The sequence below is a fragment of the Rhodobacteraceae bacterium M385 genome, assembly GCA_025141835.1.
GTDB lineage: Bacteria > Pseudomonadota > Alphaproteobacteria > Rhodobacterales > Rhodobacteraceae > Gymnodinialimonas.
This window is the reverse complement of the sequence record CP081102.1, coordinates 529,065-551,361: the sequence shown is the minus strand read 5'-3', so window position 1 is coordinate 551,361 and position 22,297 is coordinate 529,065. Positions and strand designations below refer to the sequence as shown.

Below are 22,297 nucleotides of genomic sequence, written 5' to 3'. Positions count from 1 at the left end.
TTTCGTTCGCGCCCCCCAAAGTCCGGGTTTAGCGGAACGGAGGCGAGTAGAGCAGGCCGCCGTCTGTCCACTGAGCGTTCAGGCCACGGGCCAGACCGATCGGAGTGGATTCACCGATGTTACCGTCAAAGACTTCACCGTAGTTGCCAACCGCAGCGATCGCGCGGGCGGCCCAGTCAGCGTCGAGGCCGAGCATTGCGCCCAGTTCACCCTCGGTGCCCAGAAGGCGACGGATTTCTGGGTTCTCGGTGGTGCCACCGATTTCGCCAACGTTGGCGGAAGTCACACCCAGCTCTTCAGCTGCAACCAGTGCGTTCAGAGTCCAGCGAGCGATGTCGCCCCACTCGTGGTCACCGTGGCGAACCAGCGGGCCGAGTGGCTCTTTGGAGATGATCTCAGGCAGCAAAACGTGTGCAGCAGGATCTTCGAACGTGGCGCGTGTTGCGGCCAGACCGGAAGCATCCGTGGTGTAAACGTCACATGCGCCAGCAAGGTACTGCTGCTGTGCTTCTGCGTTGGTCTCGATTGGCACGGGCTCGTAGCTCATGTTGTTCGAGGAGAAGAAGTCAGCCAAGTTCAGCTCGGTCGTGGTGCCGGTTTGGATGCAGACAGTTGCGCCGTCCAGTTCCAGTGCGGACGAAACGCCCAATTCACGGGGCACCATGAAGCCCTGACCGTCATAGTAGTTCACACCAACGAATTCGAACGCAAGGTCGACGTCGCGGGAGAATGTCCATGTGGTGTTACGTGCCAGCAGGTCGATCTCGCCGGATGCCAGCGCGGTGAAGCGCGTTTGACCGGTTGTTGGAACGAATTCTACGGCGTTTGCGTCGCCAAGAACGGCAGCTGCAACGGCGCGGCAGATGGAGACGTCAAAGCCTTGCCATTCGCCGTTTGCGTCTGGAGCCGCGAAGCCCGTCAGACCTGTGGTAACGCCGCAGTTAAGCGCGCCACGCTCTTGTACTTCGGCGAGCGTCTGCGCCGAAGCGAAGCCAGCAGCTACGCCGGCGACGGCGAGAGTGCCGAGAAATACAGATTTTTTCATGTTTACCTCTTCCTGTGGAACCGCCCGCCCGGATCATCTTTGCGTGTCCCGACGAGCATTGGCATATGCCACGGAGGCCTGTTGTACCTCCGCATGAGCCAAATTGGGCAAATCCGAGGCGTAAGGTCAAGGGTAAGACGACCTGAAAGAAGGACGGAAACGCATCGTTTTTGCCGATCCGTTCAGCGATTGCCTTCGAATCGGGCAATGCCTGCGGGGGGATGCCCCTCCGCCGCTAGGTGGGCTGACAGAAGTTCCAAAAACTTTCCGCGTGCAAAAACTGTGCCTCTTTTTGTGCCGCAGCCTCTTCTGCTTCCTCGTCAGCGCCCCATTGCTCCATCTGCCACGTCTCATCGATTCGGCTCAAATGCCAAGCTTCCTTGGCGGAAATGTGCCTGAAAGCGACGGCGAGGCCCAACACGAGCGACCCCGACAGCGTCACCAGATCGTGCAGCGCGGTCATCGGAAAGGGCGCGACCGCGCGCAATGGCTTGGCCAAAGCGGCAATAGATGCGTCAGGCTGACTGACCCACATGACCCCGGTGTGAAGCTCCAGCCGGGCGCCAAACTCCTCTGCCGCCCAATCCAGAACCGGATCCCAGGCATCCGCCTGACGTTGCGTTAACTCCACTGGCCCATCGGCGCGGTAGCACAGTAAATCGGTGTCGGCGTATCCCAGCAGCATGTCCGACACCGCTTCGAACTGTGGTGTGACACGTTCAATGGCGGAATTGGCCGATCTTGTGTGCGGCATGGTCAGGGGGCGAATCTCTTCTTCCTGCGCGTCCCACTCTGCCGCGACAGCCTCGGCCACGGCGCGGGTGGGCATAATCAGGGGCAGTTTGCCCGGCGTGCTGACACCACGCCCATCAAGCAAGACCCGGAAGCCGCCCTCTACTTCGGCCACACTGGCCGCTTTCCAGAACCGTTTGGCTTTCCACTCGGTCATTGGACCTCCCACAAGGCTGCAAGGGCTGTTGGCATCTCGGCGAAATCGCGCAGGATTTGCACCGCGCCCGCCCCGATCAAAGCGTCATCGGCGTGGTAACCCCACCCTACGCCAAGCCCGCACACCCCGGCGCTGCGGGCCATTTCCATGTCAAAACTGGTATCACCCACCATGATCGCGCGGTCCGCCTCTACCCCCGTCTCGGCCAAGCAGGTCTGCACCATGGAAGGGTGCGGCTTGGAGGGGTGATGATCGGCCACTTGAAGGGTCTGGAATGTTTTTTCCCAGCCATTCGCTTCGATCAGATGATCCAATCCCCGCCGGGATTTACCCGTCGCCACCCCAAGCAACACGTCATCTTGCTGGGACAGGCCCGCCAAAACGGCCTCTGCACCGGGATAGAGCGGCGAGTCCGCTTTGCCGGACGCCCGAAGATCGACGAATGTGTCCTTATAAGCCTGCGTCAGGCTTTCGCGTTGATCCGCGTAGTCTGGAACCAGTTTCACGAAGGCTTCTGGTAGCGACAGGCCGACGATCGACAAAATCGCCTCACGCGGCGGGCAAGGCAACCCGTGGGCCGCAAACGCCCCTTCCATCGAGGCAATGATATGGCCTTGGCTATCGACCAGCGTGCCATCGACGTCGAAAATCACCAGCTTCAAAGTCAAAATTCGTCATCCTCAAACGGATCAGCAGGCACGTCGCGCGGGTCCCAGCCGAGGGTCTCCCAGGTTTTTGCCATGTGCGAGGACAGGGGGGCGACCAGATTGATCTGGGCGTTTGTCATCGGGTGGCGGAACGACAAGGACCGAGCGTGCAAATGCAGCTTGCGACTGATGTCGCCGCCCAGTTGCGCGCCCCACCCATCGCCGAGGTTTTCTTGCCCGCTGCCGCCGTATTTACCATCGCCGATAATCGGGTGCCCGATCTCGGCCATGTGGGCGCGTAGCTGATGCGTGCGCCCGGTGATCGGCACCAAAGCGCACCAACACACGCGGCCCGCAAGGTTAGACATGACGGCGTAATCCGTCTCGGCCCGTTTCGCGCCTTCAGTATGGGGGATTTCGTGGACGGGAACGGCACGCATCTTCTCGTTCTCGCCGCCGCGACCGTGGCCAGGGGCTTTCACGAGGCCGAGCTTAATCGTGCCCATACGTGGCAAAGGGCTGCCCGCGACGGCGGCCCAATATATCTTACGTGTCGAGCGCAGGCGGAACGCATCGGTCAGCGCTTTGGCCCCCATCCGCGTCCGGGCCATTAGCAAGACGCCAGAGGTGTCTTTGTCGAGGCGATGCACAAGGCGTGGCTTATCTTCGAACCCAAATTTCAGCGCCTCGGCCAAGCCATCGACATGGCGAGTTTGGCCAGTACCGCCTTGGGTCGGCAGGCCCGCAGGTTTGTTGATCGCAATGATATGGTCATCGCGGTAGATGACGGCCTTTTGGATCATCTCGGCATCGGCGTCGCTGATGCGGCTTTCGCGGTTCACCCAAGTCGCGGGGTCGGCCTTGGGATCGGCGGCATCGGGCAGCGGCGGGATGCGCACCATCTGCCCCACTTCCAAGCGCGTGTTGGATTTCACCCGGCCACCATCGACGCGGATTTCGCCCTTTCGGCACATCTTTTCGATCCGGCCTTGGGGGACGTGGGGGAAGATGCGACGGAACCAGCGATCCAGCCGCTGATCGCCATCGTCCGGCCCGACTTCCAGCGTTTGAACACCACTCATGCGAATACCCCACGGGCAAGCCAGAGGCCTGCCATTAATCCTGCGATGGAAAGCCCCACCGATAGCGCCACATAGGCTGCCGCTTGTCCAATGTCACCGCGCTCGTAAAGCGTCACGGTTTCCAGCGAGAAGGCCGAGAACGTCGTGAAACCGCCGAGTAACCCCGTCATCACCAGTGGCGACAGATGCGTCAGGCCTCGGTGCGCGGCGGCCACCACGAAGACGCCCATCAGAAACGAGCCGATGATGTTTACGGTTAAGATCGGCAACGGAAAGCCCCCGTGTCCGAACACACGCAGCATCCCGAGACCGGCAAGGTATCGCAGCACAGCACCGAGGGCACCACCGAGGGCAACTTGAAAGACAGCAATCATGGGGGCGGGATGCGCCTGCGCGGCGCATTTGTCAACGCAACCGGCCCGTCATACCGCTCCTCCGGGCCCGCGCCTTTGCAAGTGCGCCCCCGTCCTCGCCGCGCGTCTAAGCGGCGCAAGGGAACTTTTGCGCCCATGTGGTCGGTCTGAGGGATTGAAGTGGTACGTGCGCACAACATAGTACGGATTCTTTGGTATGAATCTCGGCGCCTCGTTATTGCCCCAACGTCCGCTCCGTCCGCCAACTTGGCCCCTCACCCTTTCCGCTTCTTGCGCATCCCCTCAAACCACTCCACGCGCTTTTTCAGGTCCCGCTCGAAACCGCGTTCCTTCGGCTCGTAGAACTTTGGGCGGGACATCGTTTCGGGGAAGTAATTTGCGCCTGAGAAGCCGTCTTCGGCGTCGTGGTCGTATTCATACCCCTTGCCGTAACCCTGATCCTTCATCATCGAGGTCGGCGCGTTCAGGATGTTTTTGGGCGGCATGGCAGAGCCAGTAGACTTGGCGCTGGCGCGCGCTGCCTTATAGGCCACATAGGCCGCGTTGGATTTGGGCGCGAGCGCCAGATAGACCACCGCCTGGCTCAGCGCCAATTCGCCTTCGGGCGAGCCGAGGCGTTCATAGGTTTCCCAAGCGTCCAGACAGACACGGTTGGCCTGCGGATCGGCCAGAGCAATGTCTTCCACCGCCATCCGCGCCAAGCGCCGGGCCAGATAGCGGGGGTCTTCGCCGCCCTCCAGCATTCGGGCGAACCAGTAGAGCGCGGCGTCGGGGTCCGACCCGCGCACCGATTTATGCAGCGCCGAGATCAGATTGTAATGGGCATCACCGGACTTGTCGTATTGCGCAGCGCGACGCTGCAAACGTTGGCCGAGCGCCTTGGTATCGAGCGGTGCCACATCCCAGGCGGAAACCTGCTCCACCAGATTCAGCATCGCCCGCCCGTCGCCATCGGCCATGTCACGCAGGGCGATGCGGGCATCGGGGAGAAGGGGCAGCGTACGGTCCAGCTCCGATTCGGCCCGTTGCAGGAGGGCTTCGAGATCGTCATCGGAGAGGCGCTCCAGCACCATCACTTGAGACCGGCTCATCACAGCGGCGTTCAACTCGAACGAGGGGTTCTCCGTCGTGGCTCCCACCAGAAGGATCGTGCCGTCCTCCATATGGGGCAGGAACCCGTCCTGCTGCGCCTTGTTGAAGCGGTGGATTTCATCCACGAACAGCAGCGTGCCTTGGCCGTTGGCGTGGCGGATTTTGGCGGTCTCGAAGACTTTCCGCAGGTCCGGCATCCCGGTGAAAATCGCGCTGATCTGGACGAAGTTCAGGGCCGTCTCATCGGCCAGAAGCCGCGCGATGGTGGTTTTGCCCACGCCCGGCGGCCCCCAGAAGATCAACGAAGACCACGCACCTGCGTCCAGCATCACCCTGAGCGAGCCCTCGGGCCCCAGCAAATGCTGCTGGCCGATGACATCTTGCAACGACGCAGGCCGCAGGCGGTCAGCCAGCGGGCGCGGGCCTTTGGGGGTAACGGGGGGGGCACTGTCAAAGAGGTCAGACATGGCGCGAGACTACGCCCTCTCCTGCCCGGACGCCAGATCAGCCGTCAGGTGGCCAAGACATCTCGTCAGCGCGGCGGCAGGCAGACCCCGCGATACCCGCGACCCGTGACATTGCCCCAGCGTGAGGGGCGGTCGGGCGGGCGGCAGGCCACGACGGTCAGACCTCCGGGGTTGCCGGGCACGGACGACAAACGCGCGGTGCCGGGATCCAAGGTGGCGGTCTCTCCGGGGGCCAATAGGACAGATTGCGCGCAGGGCGTGGGGTTCACTTCGCCGGGCAAACACAGGCCCACAACGATAGGCTGATCGCAGATATTGGTCGCTTGGCGCGGCTGCACCTGCCCGGTCATGCCGCTTGTGCAATGGGTGACATCTGCCCGCAGAGACGCCGCTTGATATGTGCCCGTCACACGGTCCAGTATCAGCGGCACCCCATAGGCGGTGGCGAAGAAGGAGAGCGTGCCCACTGCGGCCAAACGCCAACCGCCAAGACGCCCCCGCGGCAGAAGGGTCACCAGAAAAAGCGCGCACCACAGGCCGATGAAAATCGCGCCACTTGTCAGCGGCGGCAATCCGGTCACGTCCCAGACACGGGCCAAGGCGCTGCCGACAAAGGCTCCCGCCAAGGGGATGCCATAGGCCACCCCGACCCCAAGCAGAATCGCCAACGGCACAAAAAGGGGTCGCCCCCAAATACGTGACACGGTCATCGAAAGGAGGAAGCCTAACACGATCCCCGCAAGGATCGTCCCATTCGAAATCTCTGGCACCAAAGGCCTCTCTCCTTTGACGCAACAAGGGGAAGGGTCAGTTTGTCTCTGGTTCAGAAATCACGATGCGAGGGGAAAAAACAAGTGCCCCTCGCATCGCGCCGCGCCTCGTTAGTGCATCTTCGAGGCCATGGTAACAAAGTAGCACCGATGCGCCACGCCGCCGATTTTCATCACCGGCCCGCCGGGCTCCATATCAATGCCCAAACGACGGCCCAACCGCGGGATGCCGATCGGCAGGAGGCCGAGCAGCGTTGTGGCGCCCAGTTCACGGGCCGAGCGGACCATGTGCCCCATAAGGGACAATTGCACGTCGCGGCGAATGTCCGTTTCGACACCTTCGGCCACGAACAAGCGGTTGGCGTCCCAGATGTGGGGCGCGATTGGGGCATCTTCGTCCAGGAGGTTGGCGGGGATTGCATCGAGCAGGCCGCGTTGCGCGTCCCGGACCATATAGCTGTAGATACCGCAAGAGGCCGTCGTGGGCGTCAGGCGGACACCGGCGAGCACTCGGCTGCCATCATGGACGCAGACCCAGCGGCTTTGCGCTGTGTCATACTGGTCGAATTCCATGTTGCCTTCAGAAGGGATTTCCCAGCCCATTTCCTCGATAAAGGTGCGGTGGCGCGCTTTGAGCATGTTGCTAAAGAGGGGGCCGTGGGTGTGGAAGTTCTCGAATGAAAGGGTCGTCATTTGCATAGCAGTCTCCTGTGAGGTGAGTCAGTTCAACGTGATCACATCGCCAAGAAGGCCTTCATGCGGGCGCTGCGGCCCTTCCTCTCAAATCAATCCGTACTCCTTGGCCCGTTGAACAGCTTCTGCCGTCGTTCGAGCCATTAGTTTTTGACGAGCAGACGTCAGACGCGCTTTGAAAGCGCTTTCGGATATACCGAGCTTCGCGGCAGCAGCGGCATGGCGGTCCCCCTCCGCGATGCATTTTAGGGCGTCGGCTTGCGCCTTACTTAGTCGTGCAGGCGGTTCCGACAGATCGTGCATGCGATGCACGATCCGGTAGATCAGCTCCATCTCGTCGTCGCCAAACTCGCGGTCTGCGCGGCTGGCCCCTGCGATGGTGCGTGAAGACATTGGTCCTATAGAGGCGATCATCCCGTATTTGAGGCCGTATTCAGCCGATTCTTGCAAAATCCCGAAGGGATCAGGCAGGCCGATCTGGCTCCAACGTCGGGTTCCCGTATGGCTTAACCCCCAGGCTAGCGTCGGGTCCCTCAGACCGTAGAGTTTAGATGTGTAAACCTCCTGCCAGATATCGGGATAGGTGTTCACCATGATCAATGGCGACACGTAGCGAATGTGCAGGCCCACGGCAAAACCGGCAGGTGCCGCTAGCGACAACTCGTGCAGCAGCAAATCAAGTACCGGCGCTTTAGTCATGGACCTCACCAATTAGACATGTCCATTTAGATAGGTTGCTAGGGGGGCGGTCAAGATTGATTATCAAATGCTTAGCAAACAGGTGAGACAGATGGACAAGAGGATCGCACCGGATCTTTTTGCGCGTCTCATGGAGCTACCTCCCGAGACGCGAACGGATTTACTGGAATTTCTGGGCCAAACCCCTTTGGCCCCATCGGAAGTTTTGCGTCTGACCGATGTGGCAGCCTTGAAGGCTGCGCAAACCGATCATTAACCGGCAACAAAAAAGGCCCCTCGCGCTAGCGAAGGGCCCAAACTTTGATGTCGCAAGAGCGGCGCGTTATTCCGCGTCGGCTTCTGCTTCAACACGGGCACGATCGGCGGCGCCTTTGGCGTCCACGTCACGGTCCACGAATTCGATGATCGCCATGGGTGCCATGTCACCGAAACGGAAGCCCGCTTTCATGATACGCACGTAGCCACCCTGACGCTCAGCGTAGCGAGGCCCGAGAACTTCGAACAGCTTGGCGACGTCTTTGTCCTGCTTCAGCTGTGCAGCGGCCTGACGGCGCGCGTGCAGGTCGCCGCGCTTGGCGAGCGTGATCATCTTTTCGATGATGGGACGCAGTTCTTTTGCCTTAGGCAGCGTGGTTTTGATTTGTTCGTGCTCGATGAGCGAGCCGCACATGTTCGAGAACATCGCTTTGCGGTGTTCGTGGGTCCGGTTAAGGCGGCGGTATCCGCGGGCGTGACGCATGGTCTATCTCCAATAATGTGCCCTCTACGGGCGATTTTACTTTGTCTGGAACCCCATGCGTTGCGGGGCTCTCTCCTTGGGCCGGCGGGCTTGGCCGCTAGCCAGATCGCGTGCCCCCGGGCCAAGGCCCGGTCTACGTGTCGTCCGTAGACCGGGCTTCAGCCCGGGGTGCTGTCTTCAGAAGTTGTCTTCGTACTTCTTGGCCAGTTCTTCGATGTTGTCGGGCGGCCAATCGACGATATCCATGCCCAGGTGCAGACCCATGCCGGACAGCACTTCCTTGATCTCGTTCAAGGATTTGCGGCCGAAGTTCGGGGTGCGGAGCATCTCGGCTTCGGTTTTCTGAATGAGGTCGCCAATATACACTATATTGTCGTTCTTCAGGCAGTTGGCCGAACGCACGGACAGTTCAAGCTCATCAACCTTCTTCAGCAGAAGCGGGTTGAATTCCAGATCATCTTCGTCGTCCTGGCGGGTCGCGCTCTCGGGCTCATCGAAGTTCACGAAGATCGACAGCTGATCCTGAATAATCCGGGCAGCGTAAGCCACGGCATCGTCAGGGCTGAGGGAGCCGTCGGTTTCCAGTTTCAGCGTCAGCTTGTCATAATCCAGCACCTGGCCCTCACGGGTGGGCTGAACGTCGTAGGACACTTTCTTAACCGGCGAGTAGATCGCATCGATCGGCATCAGGCCGATGGGCGCGTCTTCGGGGCGGTTTTTGTCAGCGGCCACGTAGCCTTTACCGGTGTTAACCGTCAGCTCGATGTAGAGATCAGCGCCATCGTCGAGGTGGCAGATCACGTGGTCCTTGTTCAGAACCTCAATGCCTGCGCTCTCGGAGATGTCGCCAGCCGTCACAACCCGAGGGCCTTTGGCGGAGATGGAGACACGCTTGGGGCCTTCTGCGTCCATGCGGATCGCAACACCCTTCAGGTTTAGCACGATGTCGGTGACATCTTCACGAACACCAGCAACGCTGGAGAACTCGTGCAATACGCCGTCGATTTGAACGCTGGTGATCGCCGCGCCTTGCAGCGACGACATCAGAACACGCCGCAGCGCGTTGCCAAGCGTCAGGCCGAAACCACGCTCCAACGGCTCTGCAACCACGGTTGCTTTGCGCGCAGGATCATTGCCCGGCTGAACAACCAGCTGAGTGGGCTTGATAAGCTCTTGCCAATTTTTATGGATCATACGTCCCTCCATTCTTGTGTCGGGGGGATCCGTCCCGGACACGCTCGAGGATCAAAATGACGTCACCCCACGCCACCGAAGTGACGCAGGGGGATGTAGAGAAAATTGCTTAGACGCGGCGACGCTTAGGAGGGCGGCAGCCGTTGTGGGCCATAGGTGTCACGTCGCGGATGGACGAGATCTGGAAGCCCAGAGCAGCCAAAGCACGCAGTGCGCTTTCACGGCCAGAGCCAGGGCCCTGCACTTCAACGTCCAGCGTACGAACGCCGTGGTCTTGTGCTTTCTTGCCTGCGTCTTCTGCGGCCATCTGGGCAGCAAAAGGCGTAGATTTACGGGAACCTTTGAAACCCATGGTGCCAGCGGACGACCAAGAAATGGCGTTGCCCTGAACATCAGAGATCAAGATTTTAGTGTTGTTGAACGAAGAGTTCACATGAGCAACGCCTGCGGCGATGTTCTTGGAGACCTTCTTCTTTGCGGGGCGACGATCGCGAGCCATGCTATCAGCCCTCCCTTATTTCTTCTTGCCGGCAATGGCCTTTGCAGGGCCTTTGCGCGTGCGAGCGTTGGTGTGAGTACGCTGACCGCGCACGGGCAGGTTACGACGGTGACGCAGGCCACGGTAGCAACCGAGGTCCATCAGACGTTTGATGTTCATCTGGGTCTCACGACGCAGGTCACCTTCAACGGCATAGTTGGCGTCGATGTGCTCGCGAATGGCAAGAACTTCGGCGTCGGTCAGCTCGTTCACACGACGGGTTACGTCGATGCCAACTGCTTCGCAGATCGCGGCAGCAGAAGTGTGGCCAATTCCGGTGACATAAGTCAGCGCGATCGGAACGCGCTTAGCGGTGGGGATGTTAACCCCGGCAATACGTGCCATGTGTGGCATATCCTTTTCGTTGCGAGCCCGTCATACCAGGCCCTTTTTTCACAACGTAAGCCCGGGCAATCTGCGCCGGGCTTGCGAGGTAATCACTAAGAATCAAATGCGCATCTGATTCCCACTAAGATGCGGGATGTAGGCCCCATTCCGACAAAGGTCAATAGGGCCGCCAGGTCTGGCGAATTAAGCGTCCAGAACGTCCGCGATGCTCTTGGACACTTCTGCGATTTCCCCCAAGCCGGGGACCCAGTTCAACTGACCTTTAGCATGGTAATAGCCGATCAGCGGGGACGTCTTCTTGTAGTATTCCATCAGGCGGATCTTGAGGCTTTCCTCATTGTCGTCGGCGCGCACGGGTTGGCCTGCGGCCTCTGCCTCTTTCGCGCGGTTGACGATCCGGCCCACAAGCGCCTCATCGTTGACTTCCATGGCGATGACATGATCCAGCGTCTGGCCAACTTCGGCCAACAAGTCTGCCAATGCGTCTGCTTGGGCCAAGGTGCGAGGGAAACCGTCGAAGATGAAACCAGAGCCGCCTTTTTCCAGCTGCTCGCGGATCAGACCGATAACGATCTCATCGGTCACAAGCTCTCCGCGGTCCATCACGCCGGCAACAAGATTGCCCATCTCGGTGCCGCTGGTGCGGGCGGCACGCAGCATATCGCCGGTGGACAGTTGCACCATGCCGCGAGCTTCAACGAGAATTCCGGCTTGAGTTCCCTTACCCGCCCCTGGCGGTCCTAGCAGAATGATGTTCATCGGCGCGCAGGTCCTTTACGTGGTTTTTTCGCTCCACCCTTCCGACCGCGCAGCTGAGATTTCTCCAGCAGGCCTTCGTATTGATGAGCCAGCAAATGTGACTGGATTTGTTGCACAGTGTCCATCCCCACTGACACGATGATCAGGATCGAGGTGCCGCCGAAGTAGGCCGTGATAGAAAGGTTGGTCCGTACAATTTCCGGCAACATGCAAACCAGCGCCAAATAACCGGCGCCCAGAACAAGGATGCGGCGCACGACATACTCAAGATATTCTGCCGTCCGCGCCCCCGGACGAATGCCCGGAATGAAGCCGTTCTGGTTCTTCAGATTGTCCGCCACGTCATCCACTTTGAAGGACACGTTGAGCGTGTAGAAATACGTAAAGAACACGATCATCGCCGCAAAGAACAACAGGTAGAGCGGCTGGCCCGACCCGAAGTTCGCCAAAATCCAGCTAAGGACAGGACCGTTGCCTTCGGTGCCGCCGAATGTGGTCAGCGTTGTAGGCAGCAACAGCAGCGAGGATGCAAAGATCGCAGGGATAACGCCCGCAGGGTTCACTTTGATCGGCAAGTGGCTGGAGCCGCCATCGTAAACCTTCATACCGACTTGGCGGCGCGGGTACTGGATGTGGATCTTACGCAAAGATCGCTCCATGAAGACCACGAAGATTAGCGTGGCTATCAACATCGCGATCACACCGATTGTCGTCGCAGCAGAAAGCGAGCTCCGGCCGGCCTCAAAGAACTGCGCCAAGGCGGCGGGGATTTCTGCGACGATGCCGACGAAGATAATCAACGAGATACCGTTGCCGATGCCACGGTTGGTGATCTGTTCACCCAACCACATCAGGAACATGGTGCCGCCCACCAGCGTAATCACGCAGCCTGCGCGGAAGAACCAGCCCGGATCCGTGGCAAGGCCGCCCGATTCCATGCTTACCGCAAGGCCGTAAGCCTGCGCTGTTGCCAGCACGACAGTACCGTAGCGGGTGTATTGGTTTAGCTTTTTACGGCCGCTCTCGCCCTCTTTCTTCAGCGCTTCCATCGCCGGCACCATGGCCGACATGAGCTGCACGATGATCGAGGCCGAGATGTAAGGCATGATGCCAAGCGCGAAGATACCCATCCGCGACAGGGCGCCGCCGGTGAACATGTTCAAGACGCCGCCCAAACCAGCAGCAGCGCTATCAAAGAACGCACGAAGCTGCTCGGGGTCGATACCGGGCACCGGGATATAGGTGCCGATACGATAGATAATCAGAAGGCCCAGAGTGAACCAGATGCGCTGACGCAGTTCGGTCGCTTTACCGAACGCGCTCCAGCTCATGTTGGCGGCCATTTGCTCCGCTGCTGATGACATGCTGTTCCACCCAATATGCGCAAAGCCGCCGGACCCTATGAAGGGACCCGAGCGGCGCGAGAAAACCTTAAGAGAAGATGTAGGCGGAGAGTTCCCCGCCCACAACCGTTACACGGGCCAAAAAACCCGAGATGGGTTACTCAGCCGCAGCAGGCGCCGCAACAGTCAGCGCGCCACCGGCGGCTGCAACGGCGTCGATGGCCGCTTTAGAGGCACCCGTGACGGTGATGTTCAGCTTGCCAGAGACTTCGCCGTTGGCCAGAACCCGAACACCGTCCAGCTTGCGGCGGACCAGACCGGACGCAACCAGCGCGTCTTCGGTGATGTCCGCTTTGCCGTCCAGTTTGCCCGCTTCGATGAACTTCTGGATCAGGCCCAGGTTCACAACAGCGAACTTCTTCCGGTTGGGTTTGCTGAAACCGCGCTTAGGAAGACGTTGGTAGAGGGGCATTTGGCCACCCTCATACGCGTTGATCGCCACACCCGAACGGGACTTTTGACCTTTGATACCACGGCCACCCATTTTACCGGTGCCGGAGCCTGGACCGCGACCAACGCGCTTGCGTTTCTTGGTTGCGCCCGGGTTATCACTAAGTTCGTGCAGTTTCATGTCGCTTCTCCTTTGCCGGATGCGGCCCCCAGCGACGGGAGCGGCCGACCACGGCGTTTGAAATACAATAGTGGCCCCTGAATGAGGCCACCGGGGGCGTATATGCCTGAGTCCCTTCTGGCGCAACATCTTTTGCCTGTGGCAAATGTACGGAGTGTTACGGAGATCTGGACCCGTCCCTTAACGGGCTTGAGAGGGCTCGTCGTTACGCCGGGAAGCGGGCTCGAATTTTTCGGCTGCACGGAGGGCGTCAAAAGTGGGATACGGCAACCCCATCTTCGTCAGAGCGTCCTCTTCGTTGTCGAAGGTTAAGACCTCAATGCCGCCAGCAAGCTCTGCAAGGGTCTCATACATCCGCGCCAAGCCGAACAAGGTGTCGAGTGGCGAATAGACAACTGTTTTCGTGGTCACTTTGATGCCCGAGATCTGATTGTTAACTTCCCGCAAAAGAGAGCTGATTAACTTGAAATTCAAATCCGTCTCTGTGACCCCGGAAAGGTCAATCAGTTCCGGACGCCCGGGTCGATAGTGCTGATCATGCACGTAGGCGTCCATTCCCGCCAGAATGTCATCGAAAGAGACTTTCCCGGTCCACTTCGCTAGCAAAAAGTCGCGCTTTAGACAGGTGCAAAATTCAATCGGCATTCAGTCCAGAACCTTTTCAGGGGCGGTGTGGACGGTTTTTGCAACGCCCATAGTATACTCTTATACATGAAATCGCGTGTCTTCCCAAAGAAGAAACCCCGACCAATGGCCGGGGTTTCTAGAAAATCAGTATTTCATTCCGATAGAGGAAAAGAAATTAGCCGCGCTCTTCGATGATTTCCACCAGATGCGGGATCTTGTTGACCATGCCGCGAACGGAAGGCGTATCTTCCAATTCACGGGTCTTGTGCATTTTGTTCAGGCCCAGACCGATCAGCGTCTTGCGCTGAATCTCGGGGCGGCGGATCGGGGAACCGATCTGCTTTACAACAATCGTTTTAGCCATGGTTTAGGCCTCCTCAGTTGCAGCTTCAGCCGCTGGCGCGTCATCCCGCTTAGGCAGGATGTCAGCAACCTTCTTGCCACGACGCGAAGCTACCTGACGGGGGCTCGATTCGTTGCGAAGACCGTCCAGCGTGGCGCGGATCATGTTGTAAGGGTTCTGGGAACCCGTGGACTTGGAAACCACGTCCTTGACACCGAGCATCTCGAACACGGCACGCATGGGACCACCGGCGATGATACCTGTACCTTCAGGTGCGGTACGCATCGTCACCTTGCCCGCGCCGTGACGGCCCAGAACGTCGTGGTGCAACGTGCGGCCCTCTTTCAGAGGTACGCGGATCAGCTGACGCTTGGCCTGCTCGGTTGCCTTGCGGATCGCCTCAGGTACTTCTTTCGCTTTACCTTTGCCGAAGCCGACACGGCCACGCTGGTCACCCACAACCACGAGGGCTGCGAAACCAAAGCGCTTACCGCCTTTTACTGTCTTAGATACGCGGTTGATCGCGACCAAGCGGTCCGCGAATTCTGGCGTTTCTTCTTCGCGGTTGCGGCCACGGCCACGCCCCCGGTTTTCACGTTCTGCCATTTGGCAATTCCTTATGTTCACGGACGCTTGTCAGCGCCACATCATAGCAACCCAAGTGGGCGTGTTAGCCCCCGGATCATCGGCAAACCGGGCCAAGGCCCGGTCTACACAGTGTCTCACCCCGACAAGTATCGGGATTGGTAGACCGGGCCTTTGCCCGGGCCACCGGTAGCTTAGAACTTCAAGCCGCCTTCACGCGCTGCGTCGGCCAAAGCCTTCACACGCCCGTGGAACAGGAAGCCGCCACGGTCGAAGTAACATTCTTCGACGCCAGCCTTCTTCGCCCGCTCGGCAATCGCTTCGCCGATTTTGGCCGAAGCCTCGACGTTGTTCTTGCCGACCACACCCAGCGCCGGCTCCAGCGAGGAGGCCGAAGCCAAAGTCACGCCGTTGAGGTCGTCGATGAGTTGAACGGAGATGTTCTTGTTCGAACGATGAACCGACAGACGCGCGCGTCCGTTGGCCATTTTCCGCATTTTGTTCCGGTTGCGCAGGCGGCGCTTCTGGAACAGCTCTCGTTTGCTTAGTGCCATTGTGCCAGCCCTTACTTCTTCTTGCCTTCCTTACGGAAGATATATTCGCCTTTGTAGCGGATGCCTTTGCCCTTATAGGGCTCTGGCGCGCGCCATTCGCGAATGTTTGCTGCGACTTGACCAACAAGCTGCTGGTCGGTTCCTTCGATCACGACTTCGGTGTTCTTGGGGCAGTTCACGGTGACGCCCTCTGGAACGGTGAAGTCAACGTCATGGGAATAACCAAGCGACAGTTTCAGGACGTTGCCCTGCATCTGCGCGCGATAACCCACACCCTGGATCTCAAGCTCTTTCTTGAAACCGTCGGTGACGCCGGTGACGAGGTTTTGCACCATCGTGCGGGACATGCCCCACTGCTGACGCGCACGCTTGGACTTACCGCGTGGTTCAACAGAGATGGCGTTATCCGCGACACTCAAAGTGACGTCGTCGGTTGCCTTGAAAGTGCGGGTGCCCTTGGGGCCCTTCACTTCGATGGTCTGACCTGACACGGAAGCTTCTACACCTCCGGGCAGCTCGACCGGTTTTTTACCAATACGAGACATTGCCAGATCTCCTTAGAAGATTGTGCAAAGCACTTCGCCGCCAACATTCTGGCTGCGAGCGTTTGCATCGGACATGACGCCCTTCGAGGTGGATACGATCGACACACCCAGACCCTGACGGACCTGAGGAATGTCACCCACGGACATGTAAACACGACGACCAGGCTTGGAGACGCGCTTGAGTTCACGAATGACAGGGGTGCCTTCGTAGTACTTCAAGCTGATCTCGAATGCCGGGTGACCGTCTTTACCAGTCGTGGACTCGTAGCCGCGAATGTAGCCTTCGTCCGCCAGCACATCCAGAACGCGCGCACGCGCTTTGGAGGCAGGGGTCTCGACCGTGGACTTACCGCGCATCTGGGAGTTCCGGATGCGGGTCAGCATATCACTGATAGGATCATTCATAATCTATCGCTCCCTTACCAGCTCGACTTGACCATGCCGGGGATCTGACCGTTGGAGGCCAAATCACGCAGCTTGATCCGCGACATTTTCAGCTTGCGGTAGTACGCCTTTGGGCGACCGGTCAGCTGGCAACGGTTGTGAAGACGGGTGGCCGAGCTATCGCGAGGCAGTTTCGCCAGTTTAAGGCGTGCCTTGAAGCGCTCTTCCATCGACTTCGATTCATCGGTTGCGATCTCTTTGAGCGCAGCACGTTTGTCGGCGTATTTTGCCACCAAACGCTGACGCTTAAGCTCGCGTTGGACCATGGATACTTTTGCCATGTGTTCGTTCCTTTCGCGTCAGGCGTTGAAGGGCATGTTGAAGTGCTTCAGAAGCGACTTCGCCTCGGCGTCAGTCTTCGCCGTTGTGACAATGATGATATCCATGCCCCAGTTCACATCGACTTTGTCGAAGTTGATCTCGGGGAATACGATATGCTCTTTCAAGCCCATGGCGAAGTTGCCGCGGCCATCGAACGAAGGCTTCACGCCGCGGAAGTCCCGGATACGGGGCATCGCGATGGTCGTCAGACGATCGAGGAAGTCATACATGCGGTCACCGCGCAGGGTCACTTTCGCGCCCACGGGATGCTCTTCACGCAGACGGAAGCCAGCGATGGACTTCTTGGCCTTCGTGACGACGGCGTGCTGACCGGCAATTGCTGTCAGGTCTTCCTGAGCAGATTTCGCTTTTTTGGTGTCACGCACGGACTCGGCACCGGATCCGATGTTGAGAACGATTTTCTCAAGACCTGGGATCTGCATGTCGTTTTTGTAGCCGAACTCTTCCTTCATCGCCGCTTTGATCGTCTCGGCGTAGGCAGCTTTCAGGCGCGGGGTATAGTTTGCTGTGTCCAACATTAGATCACGTCCCCCGTGGTCTTGGCGACGCGAACCTTCTTGCCGTCTTCAATCTTGAAGCCAACGCGGGTTGCTTTGCCGTTTGCATCGAGAAGGGCCAGGTTGCTCAGCTGGATGGGCATCGCTTGCGGGACGCGACCACCTTGGCTGGACTGGCTCTGCTTGGTGTGGCGGATGGCGATGTTCACGCCTTCCACGATGGCTTTGCCGGCAGATGGGTTAACAGAGGTGATCTCACCCTGCTTGCCCTTGTCCTTGCCAGTAAGCACGACGACCTTGTCGCCCTTTTTCAACTTAGCAGCCATCTTACAGCACCTCCGGCGCAAGCGAGATGATCTTCATGAAGTTCTTGGCGCGAAGCTCACGAACAACTGGCCCGAAGATACGGGTGCCCATAGGCTCGTTGTTGTTGTTGAGGATCACGGCGGCGTTGCTGTCAAAGCTGATAGCTGTGCCGTCGTCGCGACGAACTTGTTTGGCGGTGCGAACGACGACGGCCTTACGGACATCACCCTTCTTAACACGACCGCGCGGGATGGCTTCCTTTACCGAGACGACAATAACGTCGCCGACGGATGCGTACTTACGCTTGGAACCACCCAGAACCTTGATGCACTGAACACGGCGAGCGCCGCTGTTATCAGCAACATCCAGATTAGTCTGCATCTGGATCATTTGGTTTCTCCCGACGTCCCGGACCGGCTGAGTTGCACGTTGGCCCGGGGGTTTCGATTAGTCTTGGATGTGGCCGCCTCCCTTAGGAAACGATCACCTCCCAGCGTTTGGATTTGGAGACTGGGGCGCATTCTTGAATGCGGACCTGGTCGCCGGTCTTGAAGGTATTCAGAGGATCGTGAGCCCGGTACTTCTTGGACTTACGGATCGTCTTTTGCATAACCGGGTGCTTGAAGCGACGCTCCACGGATACGGTTACGGTCTGCTCGTTGGCGTCGCTGGTCACGGTGCCGGTCAGGATGCGTTTGGGCATAAATCAGGCCTCCGCTGCGGCAGCGGCCGCTTTTTCGTTCAGGATAGTCTTAACACGTGCCGCGTCACGGCGAACCTGACGCATACGAGCAGTGTTTTCGATTTGGCCAGTGGCCTGTTGGAAACGCAGGTTAAACGCTTCCTTCTTCAGAGACGTCAGTTCATCACGAAGCTGATCTGGCGTCTTGTCACGCAGTTCTTGGGCGCTCATGCGCATATCCTTTCAACATCACCAGACGGCCCCGAGCAAATCTTGCAGGGTCACCGTGATTCTGATGGAGTTCGGTGAATGAAATGGCTCTATAGGGGGGTTCATCCCACGACGCAACACCTGTTGGGACCAACGAAGCTTTTCGGCCATCTGGTCAACGCATCAGATCTTTCTGGCGCTTCGGCATGGCAGAAAATCAAGGTTTAACGAACTGCGGCAGGGTGTCGTCCGTATCGAGACTCACTCCCACCGATAATTGAAACTCACGCTGACCCGGTCTTCTTCGTCCATGTTCATCGGGACTTCGTGGCGCAGCCAGCTTTCCCAGAGCAGCACATCGCCAGTGTCCGGCTTCGGGTAGATGAACCCGCGCATCTCTTCGCGGGCGTCTTTGCGGCGAGCGGGGGCAGCCATCATCATTGCGTGGCGGGGGTCTTCGAACTTGATAGACGCGGCACCTTTGGGCACCTGCACGTAGGTCGTACCGGACACAACCGAATGGGGGTGGATATGGCCGGAGTGCGTGCCACCTTCGGGCAGGATGTTAATCCAGATATCTTCCAACACTAGCTTGCGGTCCTCCAGATCAAAGGCCGCATCTTCGGCGAAGGCTGCCACATGGGCGTCGAGCGCTTTGACCACCTCGGCAAAGATTGGGAACCGCCACGGCAGGTCGCTTAGCGATGCATAAGAGGTGTAGCCGGGAAAGCCGTTTGCCTCGCACCAATCATGGCCCGCGTCGTCGTCTTCCGCGACCGAGAAGCAGCTGGCTGACAGCTCATCTGCGTCGATGGAAGGGCCAAGCTCGGACAGTTTGGCGTGGTAGAGGCGGGTCACGAAGAGCGATTTTATCTGGGCCATAGCGCCTTGTAGGGCGAGGTTTGCCGCGCCGCAACGGTTTGGAAACTTGTTGCCCTTATGAAGGCGGAGACTTCGCAATCATGAGGCCGGGCCAGAATGGCGCTTCACTCTCTTCGGGCGCTTGCCCTTTTGTTGATCTTTTTCGGGTCGCTATTGACCACGACGGGGCAGGCAGATGTGGCACCGCTTGTCACGATGCGGGCCGCACCGTTGGGCGGTGGTGCGGCTTCGGGACTATTCGACAGCGCGGCACCGCTTCTTGACCCCCAAAGCGGCGCGTTGATTACGCCAGCAGAAGGCGGTGGCGCGCCTTCCCCCTCGGGGTCGCTGTTTGCAGGGACCGGCACGGGCTACTTCGCCCCACTGCCCCCCCGTGTCCGGGAGAACGCTCGGGCGGGGTCCCCCCTGCGCGTTTTGCCGGGCCGCACACCCGCTGCACGCCTGCTGAGCCTGATCGCCACGGTGGAGGCGGGGCGTGCAGGCTATGACGCCGTGCAACATGGTGCGCGGGTACATCCCCCTACCGTCCCTACTCAGATGACGTTGGCAGACATCTACGCCTGGATCGCGGCCACTCCGGGACAGCCCCACGCCATCGGGCGTTACCAGTTTATCCCCCCCACCCTGCGTCGGGTGGCCCAGATACGCGGTTACGGTCCCCAAACTCCTTTCAGCCCTGCGGTGCAGGACAGTCTTGCCCTTGTGCTCCTGGAAGATGCGGGACTTCGGGCATTTGAAGGCGGCACAATGGGCCGGGTCCAGTTCATGGAAAACCTCGCCCGGATCTGGGCGGGCCTGCCGTTGCCGAATGGCCGCTCGTTCTATGAAGGTTACGCAGGCAACAGCGCCGCGATGACTTGGGCCGAGTTTGAAGACGGCGTCGGGGAGATCTGGCCTTTGGGGTAGGGCCCTCCGGGGGGAGTTGTACTTGCCAAGATGAAAAGGGGAGCGGGTGAACATCGCTGGCCGGGGCACTGGAAAAACCCGGGCGACGGTCGGCGCTCTCCCCAGGCAGCGCCAAAAGAAAAGCCCCCGCCAATATCTTGGCAGGGGCTTCTCAATTCAGTCAGACCGGATGGTCTTACCAGTCTTCACGAACGACCGTGCGGGTCTTGACCGGAAGCTTCATCGCGGCAAGGCGCAGGGCCTCACGGGCGATGGGCTCGGACACACCGTCGATTTCAAACATGATACGACCAGGCTTCACTTTGCAGGCCCAGAAGTCGACCGAACCTTTACCTTTACCCATCCGAACTTCGACAGGCTTGGAGGTAACCGGAGTGTCCGGGAAGATACGGATCCAGACGCGACCCTGACGCTTCATGTGACGCGTCATGGCCCGACGGGCGGCTTCGATCTGGCGTGCAGTAACACGCTCGGGCTGCAGAGCTTTCAAGCCGTAGGTGCCGAACGTGATGTCCGAACCGCCTTTGGCTTCGCCGCGAATACGGCCCTTCTGCATTTTGCGGAACTTAGTCCGTTTTGGTTGCAACATTTGTCAGACCCTCTCAGCGATCACGGCGTGGGCGCGATGCCCCACCGCTTTCCTGAAGCTCCTGCTGGCGACGGTCATGGGCCGACGGATCGTGCTCCATGATTTCGCCTTTGAAGATCCAGGTCTTGATACCGATGATGCCATAGGCGGTAGATGCCTCGGCATGTGCGTAGTCGATGTCGGCACGAAGCGTATGCAAAGGCACGCGGCCCTCACGATACCATTCGGTCCGCGCGATCTCGGCGCCACCAAGGCGGCCCGCGACGTTCACCCGGATACCCAGGGAACCCATGCGCATGGCGTTTTGAACGGCACGCTTCATGGCACGACGGAAAGACACACGACGCTCAAGCTGCTGAGCGATGCTCTCTGCAACCAGGCGGGCGTCCAGCTCGGGCTTGCGAACTTCAACAATGTTGAGGTGCAATTCGCTGTCCGTGATTTCGGCCAGTTTCTTGCGCAGGCCTTCGATGTCTGCACCTTTTTTACCGATGATCACACCCGGACGCGCCGAGTGAATTGTCACGCGGCACTTCTTGTGCGGACGCTCGATGATGATCTTGGAGATACCAGCATCGCCAGCAGGGCGTTTGTCGCGCTTTGCAACAAATTCCCACCAACCAGACTTGATGTATTCGCGGATCTTGATGTCTTCCAGCAGCAGGTCACCATAGTCTTTGGTGTCGGCGTACCAGCGGCTGTCCCAGGTCCGGTTAACCTGGAGACGCATGCCGATGGGGTTTACTTTATGTCCCATTACGAAGTCTCCTCGACCTGGCGAACCGTGATCGTCAATTCAGCGAACGGCTTGAGAATTTTACCAAACCGGCCACGGGCACGTGGACGTCCACGCTTCATGGTCAGGTTCTTACCTACCCAAGCTTCGGCGACGATCAGATCATCGACGTCCAAGCCGTGGTTGTTCTCTGCGTTGGCAATGGCCGACTGAAGACATTTCTTCACGTCGATTGCGATGCGCTTTTTGGAGAAGGTCAGGTCCGTAAGGGCCTTTTCGACCTTCTGGCCACGAATGAGGCCAGCAACAAGGTTCAGCTTCTGCGGGCTGGTCTTCAGCATACGCAGTTTGGCCATTGCCTCATTGTCCGCGACGCGGCGGGGGTTCTTTTCCTTGCTCATTTGCGCTTCGCCTTCTTGTCGGCGGCGTGACCGTAGTAGGTCCGCGTTGGCGAGTATTCCCCGAACTTCTGACCGATCATGTCTTCGGTGACATTCACCGGCACGTGCTTACGGCCGTTGTACACACCGAACGTCAGACCGACGAACTGAGGGAGGATGGTGGAGCGGCGCGACCAGATCTTGATGACCTCGTTACGACCGGATTCCTTGGATGCTTCGGCCTTCTTGAGGACATAGCTGTCGACAAAAGGACCTTTCCATACGGAGCGGCTCATATC

Annotated in this window: 34 protein-coding genes; 1 reads left to right on the top strand and 33 read right to left on the bottom strand. The window is 59.1% G+C overall.

Going from position 1 to position 22,297, the window contains the following annotated elements; all coding sequences use genetic code 11:
* Positions 1-28: 28 nt before the first annotated feature.
* The 29 genes from K3728_02805 to K3728_02665 form a co-directional block, all read right to left on the bottom strand.
* Positions 29-1,045, bottom strand: a complete 1,017-nt coding sequence (locus K3728_02805; protein UWQ96193.1) for an amino acid ABC transporter substrate-binding protein — start codon at positions 1,043-1,045, stop codon at positions 29-31.
* Between the two features lie 235 nt (positions 1,046-1,280).
* Complete coding sequence (locus tag K3728_02800) at positions 1,281-1,994, bottom strand: ATPase (GenBank protein ID UWQ96192.1); 714 nt, start codon at positions 1,992-1,994, stop codon at positions 1,281-1,283.
* On the bottom strand, positions 1,991-2,662 hold the full coding sequence (locus tag K3728_02795) for an HAD-IA family hydrolase (protein UWQ96191.1): 672 nt from the start codon (positions 2,660-2,662) through the stop codon (positions 1,991-1,993). The genes K3728_02800 and K3728_02795 overlap by 4 nt, the downstream gene beginning before the upstream one ends.
* Positions 2,659-3,723 (bottom strand): RluA family pseudouridine synthase, encoded by a 1,065-nt coding sequence (locus K3728_02790; protein UWQ96190.1) that lies wholly within the window; start codon positions 3,721-3,723, stop codon positions 2,659-2,661. The genes K3728_02795 and K3728_02790 overlap by 4 nt, the downstream gene beginning before the upstream one ends.
* Positions 3,720-4,097, bottom strand: coding sequence for a fluoride efflux transporter CrcB (crcB, locus tag K3728_02785; protein UWQ96189.1), 378 nt, complete (start codon positions 4,095-4,097; stop codon positions 3,720-3,722). The genes K3728_02790 and crcB overlap by 4 nt, the downstream gene beginning before the upstream one ends.
* A gap of 254 nt (positions 4,098-4,351) precedes the next feature.
* On the bottom strand, positions 4,352-5,656 hold the full coding sequence (locus K3728_02780; GenBank protein ID UWQ96188.1) for a replication-associated recombination protein A: 1,305 nt from the start codon (positions 5,654-5,656) through the stop codon (positions 4,352-4,354).
* A gap of 65 nt (positions 5,657-5,721) precedes the next feature.
* Positions 5,722-6,426, bottom strand: coding sequence for a hypothetical protein (locus K3728_02775; protein ID UWQ96187.1), 705 nt, complete (start codon positions 6,424-6,426; stop codon positions 5,722-5,724).
* A 111-nt stretch (positions 6,427-6,537) separates the two neighbouring features.
* Positions 6,538-7,125, bottom strand: coding sequence for a GNAT family N-acetyltransferase (locus tag K3728_02770; GenBank protein UWQ96186.1), 588 nt, complete (start codon positions 7,123-7,125; stop codon positions 6,538-6,540).
* An 81-nt stretch (positions 7,126-7,206) separates the two neighbouring features.
* Complete coding sequence (locus tag K3728_02765; GenBank protein ID UWQ96185.1) at positions 7,207-7,818, bottom strand: autoinducer binding domain-containing protein; 612 nt, start codon at positions 7,816-7,818, stop codon at positions 7,207-7,209.
* Positions 7,819-8,140: 322 nt separating this feature from the next.
* Positions 8,141-8,557: a 50S ribosomal protein L17 gene (gene rplQ / locus K3728_02760; GenBank protein UWQ96184.1), complete on the bottom strand. Its 417-nt coding sequence runs from the start codon at positions 8,555-8,557 to the stop codon at positions 8,141-8,143.
* A 177-nt stretch (positions 8,558-8,734) separates the two neighbouring features.
* Positions 8,735-9,751, bottom strand: coding sequence for a DNA-directed RNA polymerase subunit alpha (locus K3728_02755; GenBank protein ID UWQ96183.1), 1,017 nt, complete (start codon positions 9,749-9,751; stop codon positions 8,735-8,737).
* 109 nt (positions 9,752-9,860) lie between these two features.
* On the bottom strand, positions 9,861-10,250 hold the full coding sequence (gene rpsK / locus K3728_02750; GenBank protein ID UWQ96182.1) for a 30S ribosomal protein S11: 390 nt from the start codon (positions 10,248-10,250) through the stop codon (positions 9,861-9,863).
* A gap of 15 nt (positions 10,251-10,265) precedes the next feature.
* Positions 10,266-10,634: a 30S ribosomal protein S13 gene (rpsM, locus tag K3728_02745; GenBank protein ID UWQ96181.1), complete on the bottom strand. Its 369-nt coding sequence runs from the start codon at positions 10,632-10,634 to the stop codon at positions 10,266-10,268.
* Between the two features lie 186 nt (positions 10,635-10,820).
* The gene (locus tag K3728_02740) at positions 10,821-11,396 is read right to left on the bottom strand and encodes an adenylate kinase (protein UWQ96180.1); all 576 of its coding nucleotides are present in this window, start codon (positions 11,394-11,396) and stop codon (positions 10,821-10,823) included.
* Complete coding sequence (gene secY / locus K3728_02735; protein ID UWQ96179.1) at positions 11,393-12,760, bottom strand: preprotein translocase subunit SecY; 1,368 nt, start codon at positions 12,758-12,760, stop codon at positions 11,393-11,395. Before secY ends, K3728_02740 begins: the two co-directional genes overlap by 4 nt.
* A gap of 136 nt (positions 12,761-12,896) precedes the next feature.
* Positions 12,897-13,370 carry a 50S ribosomal protein L15 gene (gene rplO, locus K3728_02730; GenBank protein UWQ96178.1) on the bottom strand — a complete coding sequence of 158 codons (474 nt, stop codon included), beginning with the start codon at positions 13,368-13,370 and terminating at the stop codon, positions 12,897-12,899.
* A 180-nt stretch (positions 13,371-13,550) separates the two neighbouring features.
* Positions 13,551-14,015 (bottom strand): hypothetical protein, encoded by a 465-nt coding sequence (locus K3728_02725; GenBank protein UWQ96177.1) that lies wholly within the window; start codon positions 14,013-14,015, stop codon positions 13,551-13,553.
* A 157-nt stretch (positions 14,016-14,172) separates the two neighbouring features.
* Positions 14,173-14,361: a 50S ribosomal protein L30 gene (gene rpmD, locus K3728_02720; protein UWQ96176.1), complete on the bottom strand. Its 189-nt coding sequence runs from the start codon at positions 14,359-14,361 to the stop codon at positions 14,173-14,175.
* Between the two features lie 3 nt (positions 14,362-14,364).
* Positions 14,365-14,946, bottom strand: coding sequence for a 30S ribosomal protein S5 (rpsE, locus tag K3728_02715; GenBank protein ID UWQ96175.1), 582 nt, complete (start codon positions 14,944-14,946; stop codon positions 14,365-14,367).
* A gap of 173 nt (positions 14,947-15,119) precedes the next feature.
* The gene (gene rplR / locus K3728_02710; protein UWQ96174.1) at positions 15,120-15,479 is read right to left on the bottom strand and encodes a 50S ribosomal protein L18; all 360 of its coding nucleotides are present in this window, start codon (positions 15,477-15,479) and stop codon (positions 15,120-15,122) included.
* 11 nt (positions 15,480-15,490) lie between these two features.
* Positions 15,491-16,024: a 50S ribosomal protein L6 gene (rplF, locus tag K3728_02705; protein UWQ96173.1), complete on the bottom strand. Its 534-nt coding sequence runs from the start codon at positions 16,022-16,024 to the stop codon at positions 15,491-15,493.
* Between the two features lie 12 nt (positions 16,025-16,036).
* Entirely contained in the window at positions 16,037-16,429 is a 393-nt protein-coding gene (gene rpsH, locus K3728_02700; GenBank protein UWQ96172.1) for a 30S ribosomal protein S8, read from the bottom strand.
* Positions 16,430-16,443: 14 nt separating this feature from the next.
* On the bottom strand, positions 16,444-16,749 hold the full coding sequence (gene rpsN, locus K3728_02695; protein UWQ96171.1) for a 30S ribosomal protein S14: 306 nt from the start codon (positions 16,747-16,749) through the stop codon (positions 16,444-16,446).
* A gap of 18 nt (positions 16,750-16,767) precedes the next feature.
* The gene (rplE, locus tag K3728_02690) at positions 16,768-17,328 is read right to left on the bottom strand and encodes a 50S ribosomal protein L5 (GenBank protein UWQ96170.1); all 561 of its coding nucleotides are present in this window, start codon (positions 17,326-17,328) and stop codon (positions 16,768-16,770) included.
* Complete coding sequence (gene rplX / locus K3728_02685; GenBank protein UWQ96169.1) at positions 17,328-17,633, bottom strand: 50S ribosomal protein L24; 306 nt, start codon at positions 17,631-17,633, stop codon at positions 17,328-17,330. Before rplX ends, rplE begins: the two co-directional genes overlap by 1 nt.
* 1 nt (position 17,634) lies before the next feature.
* Positions 17,635-18,003 carry a 50S ribosomal protein L14 gene (gene rplN / locus K3728_02680; GenBank protein UWQ96168.1) on the bottom strand — a complete coding sequence of 123 codons (369 nt, stop codon included), beginning with the start codon at positions 18,001-18,003 and terminating at the stop codon, positions 17,635-17,637.
* Between the two features lie 82 nt (positions 18,004-18,085).
* Complete coding sequence (rpsQ, locus tag K3728_02675) at positions 18,086-18,316, bottom strand: 30S ribosomal protein S17 (protein ID UWQ96167.1); 231 nt, start codon at positions 18,314-18,316, stop codon at positions 18,086-18,088.
* Between the two features lie 3 nt (positions 18,317-18,319).
* Positions 18,320-18,526, bottom strand: coding sequence for a 50S ribosomal protein L29 (gene rpmC, locus K3728_02670; protein ID UWQ96166.1), 207 nt, complete (start codon positions 18,524-18,526; stop codon positions 18,320-18,322).
* Between the two features lie 240 nt (positions 18,527-18,766).
* On the bottom strand, positions 18,767-19,387 hold the full coding sequence (locus tag K3728_02665) for a hypothetical protein (protein ID UWQ96165.1): 621 nt from the start codon (positions 19,385-19,387) through the stop codon (positions 18,767-18,769).
* A 195-nt stretch (positions 19,388-19,582) separates the two neighbouring features.
* Between K3728_02665 and K3728_02660 the strand changes: the two genes are divergently transcribed.
* On the top strand, positions 19,583-20,293 hold the full coding sequence (locus K3728_02660) for a hypothetical protein (protein UWQ97419.1): 711 nt from the start codon (positions 19,583-19,585) through the stop codon (positions 20,291-20,293).
* A gap of 175 nt (positions 20,294-20,468) precedes the next feature.
* Here the strand turns inward: K3728_02660 and rplP are convergent, their stop codons facing one another.
* Genes rplP through rpsS form a run of 4 tightly spaced genes read right to left on the bottom strand, consistent with a single transcriptional unit; the run spans position 20,469 to position 22,294 of the window.
* Positions 20,469-20,882, bottom strand: coding sequence for a 50S ribosomal protein L16 (gene rplP, locus K3728_02655; protein UWQ96164.1), 414 nt, complete (start codon positions 20,880-20,882; stop codon positions 20,469-20,471).
* Positions 20,883-20,895: 13 nt separating this feature from the next.
* Positions 20,896-21,639, bottom strand: coding sequence for a 30S ribosomal protein S3 (gene rpsC / locus K3728_02650; protein ID UWQ96163.1), 744 nt, complete (start codon positions 21,637-21,639; stop codon positions 20,896-20,898).
* On the bottom strand, positions 21,639-22,019 hold the full coding sequence (gene rplV, locus K3728_02645) for a 50S ribosomal protein L22 (protein ID UWQ96162.1): 381 nt from the start codon (positions 22,017-22,019) through the stop codon (positions 21,639-21,641). Before rplV ends, rpsC begins: the two co-directional genes overlap by 1 nt.
* Complete coding sequence (gene rpsS / locus K3728_02640) at positions 22,016-22,294, bottom strand: 30S ribosomal protein S19 (GenBank protein ID UWQ96161.1); 279 nt, start codon at positions 22,292-22,294, stop codon at positions 22,016-22,018. Before rpsS ends, rplV begins: the two co-directional genes overlap by 4 nt.
* Between the last annotated feature and the right edge of the window lie 3 nt (positions 22,295-22,297).

Coding starts and splice junctions, on each gene's coding strand:
- rpmC (UWQ96166.1), bottom strand. CDS start 18,526: ATGAGCGCCCAAGAACTGCGTGACAAGACGCCAGATCAGCTTCGTGAT.
- rplV (UWQ96162.1), bottom strand. CDS start 22,019: ATGAGCAAGGAAAAGAACCCCCGCCGCGTCGCGGACAATGAGGCAATG.
- K3728_02805 (UWQ96193.1), bottom strand. CDS start 1,045: ATGAAAAAATCTGTATTTCTCGGCACTCTCGCCGTCGCCGGCGTAGCT.
- rplF (UWQ96173.1), bottom strand. CDS start 16,024: ATGTCTCGTATTGGTAAAAAACCGGTCGAGCTGCCCGGAGGTGTAGAA.
- rplP (UWQ96164.1), bottom strand. CDS start 20,882: ATGTTGCAACCAAAACGGACTAAGTTCCGCAAAATGCAGAAGGGCCGT.
- crcB (UWQ96189.1), bottom strand. CDS start 4,097: ATGATTGCTGTCTTTCAAGTTGCCCTCGGTGGTGCCCTCGGTGCTGTG.
- secY (UWQ96179.1), bottom strand. CDS start 12,760: ATGTCATCAGCAGCGGAGCAAATGGCCGCCAACATGAGCTGGAGCGCG.
- rpmD (UWQ96176.1), bottom strand. CDS start 14,361: ATGGCTAAAACGATTGTTGTAAAGCAGATCGGTTCCCCGATCCGCCGC.
- rplN (UWQ96168.1), bottom strand. CDS start 18,003: ATGATCCAGATGCAGACTAATCTGGATGTTGCTGATAACAGCGGCGCT.
- K3728_02780 (UWQ96188.1), bottom strand. CDS start 5,656: ATGTCTGACCTCTTTGACAGTGCCCCCCCCGTTACCCCCAAAGGCCCG.
- K3728_02740 (UWQ96180.1), bottom strand. CDS start 11,396: ATGAACATCATTCTGCTAGGACCGCCAGGGGCGGGTAAGGGAACTCAA.
- rplR (UWQ96174.1), bottom strand. CDS start 15,479: ATGGCACTAAGCAAACGAGAGCTGTTCCAGAAGCGCCGCCTGCGCAAC.
- rplE (UWQ96170.1), bottom strand. CDS start 17,328: ATGTTGGACACAGCAAACTATACCCCGCGCCTGAAAGCTGCCTACGCC.
- rplO (UWQ96178.1), bottom strand. CDS start 13,370: ATGAAACTGCACGAACTTAGTGATAACCCGGGCGCAACCAAGAAACGC.
- rpsH (UWQ96172.1), bottom strand. CDS start 16,429: ATGAATGATCCTATCAGTGATATGCTGACCCGCATCCGGAACTCCCAG.
- K3728_02765 (UWQ96185.1), bottom strand. CDS start 7,818: ATGACTAAAGCGCCGGTACTTGATTTGCTGCTGCACGAGTTGTCGCTA.
- K3728_02770 (UWQ96186.1), bottom strand. CDS start 7,125: ATGCAAATGACGACCCTTTCATTCGAGAACTTCCACACCCACGGCCCC.
- K3728_02725 (UWQ96177.1), bottom strand. CDS start 14,015: ATGCCGATTGAATTTTGCACCTGTCTAAAGCGCGACTTTTTGCTAGCG.
- K3728_02660 (UWQ97419.1), top strand. CDS start 19,583: ATGCGGGCCGCACCGTTGGGCGGTGGTGCGGCTTCGGGACTATTCGAC.
- K3728_02755 (UWQ96183.1), bottom strand. CDS start 9,751: ATGATCCATAAAAATTGGCAAGAGCTTATCAAGCCCACTCAGCTGGTT.
- rpsM (UWQ96181.1), bottom strand. CDS start 10,634: ATGGCACGTATTGCCGGGGTTAACATCCCCACCGCTAAGCGCGTTCCG.
- rpsK (UWQ96182.1), bottom strand. CDS start 10,250: ATGGCTCGCGATCGTCGCCCCGCAAAGAAGAAGGTCTCCAAGAACATC.
- rpsC (UWQ96163.1), bottom strand. CDS start 21,639: ATGGGACATAAAGTAAACCCCATCGGCATGCGTCTCCAGGTTAACCGG.
- K3728_02665 (UWQ96165.1), bottom strand. CDS start 19,387: ATGGCCCAGATAAAATCGCTCTTCGTGACCCGCCTCTACCACGCCAAA.
- rpsN (UWQ96171.1), bottom strand. CDS start 16,749: ATGGCAAAAGTATCCATGGTCCAACGCGAGCTTAAGCGTCAGCGTTTG.
- rpsE (UWQ96175.1), bottom strand. CDS start 14,946: ATGGCAGAACGTGAAAACCGGGGGCGTGGCCGTGGCCGCAACCGCGAA.
- rpsS (UWQ96161.1), bottom strand. CDS start 22,294: ATGAGCCGCTCCGTATGGAAAGGTCCTTTTGTCGACAGCTATGTCCTC.
- K3728_02800 (UWQ96192.1), bottom strand. CDS start 1,994: ATGACCGAGTGGAAAGCCAAACGGTTCTGGAAAGCGGCCAGTGTGGCC.
- rplX (UWQ96169.1), bottom strand. CDS start 17,633: ATGGCTGCTAAGTTGAAAAAGGGCGACAAGGTCGTCGTGCTTACTGGC.
- rplQ (UWQ96184.1), bottom strand. CDS start 8,557: ATGCGTCACGCCCGCGGATACCGCCGCCTTAACCGGACCCACGAACAC.
- rpsQ (UWQ96167.1), bottom strand. CDS start 18,316: ATGCCCAAACGCATCCTGACCGGCACCGTGACCAGCGACGCCAACGAG.
- K3728_02790 (UWQ96190.1), bottom strand. CDS start 3,723: ATGAGTGGTGTTCAAACGCTGGAAGTCGGGCCGGACGATGGCGATCAG.